A 3984-nucleotide genomic window follows, 5' to 3' on the forward strand; every position below is an offset into this window, starting at 1 on the left:
GCCCCGACCCGGCCCTCGGCGAGCCCGCCGGTGCGCACGTCGTGGCCGAGGGCGACGGGGATACCGAGCCGCTCGGCGAGCAGATCGCGCAGCGGCACGTCGCGCCAGCCGAGGTTGGTGGCGTAGACGGCGATGCCGCGGTCGGCGTCGACGATGCCGGGGACGGCGACACCGGCGGCCGCGGCGGGCTCGCCGAGGTGCCGCTCACCGTACGCGCGCAGTTCGGCGGCGAAGTCGAGGACGGACTCGACGACGGCCTCGGGGCCGCGCTCACGGCCGGTCGCCCGGCGCGCCTCGTGCAGCAGTACGGGGGGTGCGGGGGGTTCGTTGCCGGACGGCGCGGTGCCCGGCCCGACCAGGGCGGCCTTCATCCCGGTGCCGCCCACGTCGAGGGCGATGACATGCCCTGCGGCCGGGGGTCCGGGGGTGGTCCCCCGAGTAGATGCAGTCACACGGGACAGTCTGGCGCGCACCCCGCGAAAGGTCTAGTCCACTTCGCGGTCTTCTGTGCGGGCACCCGAATTCGCAAAGAAAGGAAAGAGAGCTGGAACCTCCCGGTGTCCCGGCGGCGTTAGACCGGGTGACGGTAGCTTCGTCGTTAGGTACGTAGCCCGTACGAACCGCAGCACCAAGGGGAAAGGGACCTTCCATGGCTGTAAGCCTGTCCAAGGGCGGCAACGTCTCGCTCACCAAGGAGGCGCCCGGCCTGACCGCCGTCACGGTGGGCCTCGGCTGGGACGTCCGCACCACCACCGGCACCGAGTTCGACCTCGACGCCTCGGCCATCGCGGTCAAGGCCGACGGCAAGGTCTTCTCGGACGGCCACTTCGTCTTCTTCAACAACAAGGCGACGCCGGACCAGACCATCGTCCACACCGGTGACAACCGCTCCGGTGAGGGCGAGGGCGACGACGAGGGCATCAACGTCAACCTGGCCGGCCTGCCCGCCGACATCGACAAGATCGTCTTCCCGGTCTCGATCTACGACGCGGAGTCCCGCTCGCAGAACTTCGGCCAGGTCCGCAACGCGTACATCCGCATCGTGAACCAGGCCGGTGGCGCCGAGATCGCGCGGTACGACCTGTCCGAGGACGCCGCCACCGAGACCGCCATGGTCTTCGGCGAGCTGTACCGCAACGGCGCCGAGTGGAAGTTCCGCGCCGTCGGCCAGGGGTACGCCTCGGGCCTCGCGGGCATCGCGCAGGACTTCGGCGTCAACATCTGACGCACCCGAAGCGCGGCGAGGCCCCGGACCGGCTACGGTCCGGGGCCATTGCTGTGCCCGCGGCGCCCGTGGGCCGTAACCCGTAACGCCCGTGACGCCCGTGACGCCCGTAACACCCGCACGGCCAGCGCGAGTTGAGGGCCGCATGACTCGACAGGGCCCGCCCGGCTAGCCTGCCCGCATGATCCTCGAACAGGTACCCGTCCGTGACGGCGGCGCGCTGCCCGGCCCCTTGCTCACCGAAGTCACCGGGCTCTACGCCTCCAACCGGGAGTTCTTCGCGCTCAGCGGCGACTTCCCGGACCCGGAGCACATCACCGAGGAACAGGTCGCGAAGGCCCTCGCCGACGAACTGGCCCGCCCCACCGCCGAAGTGCTGCTCGCCCGCTCCGAGGGCCGCCTCGTCGGCCTCGTCATCACCCTCGGGCAGCACCCGAACCCGGAGGACCCCGACCCGTGGATCGGCCTGCTCCTGGTCGACGCGAGCCTGCACCGCACCGGCATCGGCCGTGCGCTTGCCGGACTGGTCGAGGACCGCTTCCGCACCGCCGGGCGGGAGGCCGTGCGCCTGGCGATCCTCCAGGACAACGACCAGGCGGGCTGGTTCTGGACCAACCTCGACTACGAACTCATCGGGTACGCCGAGGACCTGGAGCTGCGGCGGCCCTGCGTACTGATGCGCAAGGAGCTCAACGGGCAGCCGGAGCAGGGGAGTTAGTAGGGGCGTTAGCAGGGGCGTTCACGGCCTGGCCGGTTTGCCCTCGCCGTAGAGCCAGGTGTCCCAGAGGCCGTCCAGGTCCTTGCCCGCCCGCTTCTCCACGTACGCCGTGAAGTCCCGTGTGTCCGCGTTGCCGTGGCGGTGGGTGCGGGTCCAGCCCCGTACGAGGTCGCGGAAGCGGTCGTCGCCGACGGCCTGGCGGATCTTGTGGATCACCATGGCGCCCCGGTAGTAGACGGGACTGTCCGAGATCGCGTCGGCGCCGGTCGGCTCGGCGGGCGGGAACGCCCAGACCGCCTCGGCCTCACCGGCGTTCCCGATGTTCTCCGTGACGTAGTCGCCCTTGCCCGCGTACACCTGGTCGAAGATCTCCTGCGCGCTGTCGCCGCCGTGGTCCTCGCTCCACAGCCACTCGGCGTACGTGGCGAAGCCCTCGTTGAGCCACATGTCCTGCCAGGTCTTCGGCGTCACGGAGTTGCCGAACCACTGGTGGGCCAGCTCGTGCACCAGGAGCGGGGTGTCGGGGGCGCCGGGGAAGACCGGCTTCGTCTGGGTCTCCAGGGCGTACCCGGCGGCGTCCCTGCCCTCGACGATCGCGCCGACCGAGGAGAACGGGTACGGGCCGAAGTTGCGCTCCTGCCACTCGACGATCTCGGGGAGCTTCGCGAGCACCTTCCGGCTCGCCTCGGCCTCCTCGGGCACCACGGCCGTACGGACGGGCAGCCCGCCCTCGCGGCTCGCGCCCTTCACCACCGAGGTGCTCGTCCCGTACGCGCCGATCGCGACGGTCGCCAGATAGCTCGCCATCGGTTCGCCGCTGTGCCAGTCGAACGTGCTGCTGTCGCCGACGGTGCGCTGTGCTTTCAACTCCCCGTTGGAGTACGCCCGCAGGCCCTTCGGGACGGTGATCTCGATGTCGTACGTGGCCTTGTCGCTCGGGTGGTGGTTGCCGGGGAACCAGGCCATGGAGCCGACGGGTTGACCGAGCGCGACCGCGCCCGCCGCCGTCGGCAGCCAGCCCTCCCGGGCGCCGTCCTCGTCGGTGACGGTCTCCGGTGCGCCGGAGTAGCGCACGGTCGTACGGAACGTCGCGCCCGCCCGCAGGTCGTTCCGCGGCCGTACGGTCAGCTCGCTGCGGGCCCGGTTGAAGCGCGCGGGGCGGCCGTCGACGGTGACGGAGGCGACGTCGAGTCCCCTCAGGTCCAGGTCGAAGGCGCTCAGGTCCTGGCTCGCGCGGGCCGTGATCACCGCTTCGCCTTCGAGCCGTCCGGTCTCCGGGTCGTAGTCGAGGTCGAGGTCGTAGTGCCGCACGTCGTACCCGCCGTTGCCCAGGTCCGCGAAGTAGGGGTCCCGCAGACCGGCGGCCCCCGGCCTGCCCTGCACCCCGCTCCCGGCGCACGCGGTGAGGGCGAGCGCGGTGGCGGCGGCGAGGGCGGCGGGGGCCGTTCGGGAGAGCGGAGGACGTCGGCGTATCACGTTGGCGATCTTATGGGCGGTACGCGGGGACCGTCCCGTCGTGCCGTATTCGTAGCGCCCCGCCGGGTCCGGACGTGGGGAGCCGCCGACGTCCGGACGGACGGACGGGCGCCGGGGTGCGGCGCCCGTCAGCCGGTTCGGGTTGCTTCAGCCGGTGCGGGTTACTTCGCGAGGGCGGCGACGCCGGCCTGGGCGAACTTCTCGTCGAGGTCACCGGACGGAGCGCCCGCGACACCGACACCCGCGATCGGGGCGTCCTTCGAGGTCACCGGGGCGCCACCACCGAGGAAGAGGGTGCCCGGGATGTCCTTCAGGTTCGGGGCCTGCTCCAGGCGCTTGACCAGCTCGGAGGTCGGGGCGTTCCAGGACACGGCCGTGTACGCCTTCTTCTCGGCGGACTCGTACGCCTGCGGGCCGGCACCGTCGCCGCGCAGGGTGACGATGGTGTTGCCGTTGCGGTCGACGACCGCGACGGAGACCCGCTGGTTCTCCTTCTTCGCGGCGTCGAGCGCGGCCTGCGCGGCCTTCGTCGCGGCCTCGACCGTCAGGTGCGTCGACTGCGTGG

Annotated in this window: 5 protein-coding genes; 2 read left to right on the top strand and 3 right to left on the bottom strand. The window is 71.6% G+C overall.

Features of this window, described 5'->3' with window-relative positions:
• Nucleotides 1-371, bottom strand: a 371-nt coding sequence (locus GUY60_RS35425) for an ROK family protein (protein ID WP_161705488.1), incomplete at its 3' end; no start/stop codon positions are given.
• 278 nt (nt 372-649) lie between these two features.
• Here GUY60_RS35425 and GUY60_RS35430 point away from each other — a divergent pair.
• Together GUY60_RS35430 and GUY60_RS35435 are read left to right on the top strand one after the other, a co-directional pair.
• A complete protein-coding gene (locus GUY60_RS35430; RefSeq protein WP_161705482.1) occupies nt 650-1225 on the top strand; it encodes a TerD family protein in 576 nt (191 codons plus the stop codon).
• A 181-nt stretch (nt 1226-1406) separates the two neighbouring features.
• Nucleotides 1407-1943 (top strand): GNAT family N-acetyltransferase, encoded by a 537-nt coding sequence (locus GUY60_RS35435; RefSeq protein WP_161705484.1) that lies wholly within the window; start codon nt 1407-1409, stop codon nt 1941-1943.
• Between the two features lie 21 nt (nt 1944-1964).
• Here GUY60_RS35435 and GUY60_RS35440 read toward each other — a convergent pair whose 3' ends face one another.
• Nucleotides 1965-3419 carry a M1 family metallopeptidase gene (locus GUY60_RS35440; protein ID WP_376771355.1) on the bottom strand — a complete coding sequence of 485 codons (1455 nt, stop codon included), beginning with the start codon at nt 3417-3419 and terminating at the stop codon, nt 1965-1967.
• A 161-nt stretch (nt 3420-3580) separates the two neighbouring features.
• Nucleotides 3581-3984, bottom strand: a 404-nt coding sequence (locus tag GUY60_RS35445) for a GlcG/HbpS family heme-binding protein (RefSeq protein ID WP_161705486.1), incomplete at its 5' end; no start/stop codon positions are given.

This window comes from Streptomyces boluensis, from assembly GCF_009908195.1.
Classification (GTDB): domain Bacteria; phylum Actinomycetota; class Actinomycetes; order Streptomycetales; family Streptomycetaceae; genus Streptomyces; species Streptomyces boluensis.

Coding starts and splice junctions, on each gene's coding strand:
- GUY60_RS35435 (WP_161705484.1), top strand. CDS start 1,407: ATGATCCTCGAACAGGTACCCGTCCGTGACGGCGGCGCGCTGCCCGGC.
- GUY60_RS35430 (WP_161705482.1), top strand. CDS start 650: ATGGCTGTAAGCCTGTCCAAGGGCGGCAACGTCTCGCTCACCAAGGAG.